Below are 492 nucleotides of genomic sequence, written 5' to 3'. Positions count from 1 at the left end.
GCTGGGTGCTCCTGCTCAACGTGCCCATCGGCGTGGCCATCCTGCTCCTCGCCCCGCTCGTCATCGCCGAAACCCCCCGCAGCCGCGGCCGGTTCGACCTCGCAGGCGCGGTCCTGTCCACCGCCGGCGCCGCCGCCCTCGTGTTCGGTCTCGCCCGCGTCGCGGAACACCCGTGGAGCGACCCGCTGGTGGTCGGCACCCTCACCGCCGGCGTCCTGCTGCTCGTCACGTTCTGGTTCGTCGAACGGCGGGCCGAACAGCCCGTCGTGGTGCTGCGCCTCTTCGCCGACCGCGACCGGCTGACCGCCTACACCGGCACCTTCGCCGTGCAGGGCGCCCTCATCGGCACCATGTTCTTCCTCATCCAGTACTTCCAGTACGTCGCCGGCCACGACCCGCTGACCTCGGCGCTGGCGCTGACCCCGGTGGCGGTCGCAATGATCACCATGTCCGGGGCGGCCGTCCGCATCGAGCGGGCCGTCGGCCCCAAGC

1 pseudogene is annotated in these 492 nt (G+C 72.4%); it reads left to right on the top strand.

The window, feature by feature from the left end:
- Positions 1 to 20: 20 nt before the first annotated feature.
- Positions 21 to 492 (top strand): annotated as a pseudogene (locus tag LPA54_RS36935) (MFS transporter); the annotation flags it as partial.

This window comes from Streptomyces sp. DH12, from assembly GCF_020873895.1.
Classification (GTDB): Bacteria; Actinomycetota; Actinomycetes; order Streptomycetales; family Streptomycetaceae; genus Streptomyces.
Note: the sequence above shows the minus strand (reverse complement) of the source record. Positions and strands in the feature narration are given on the sequence as shown.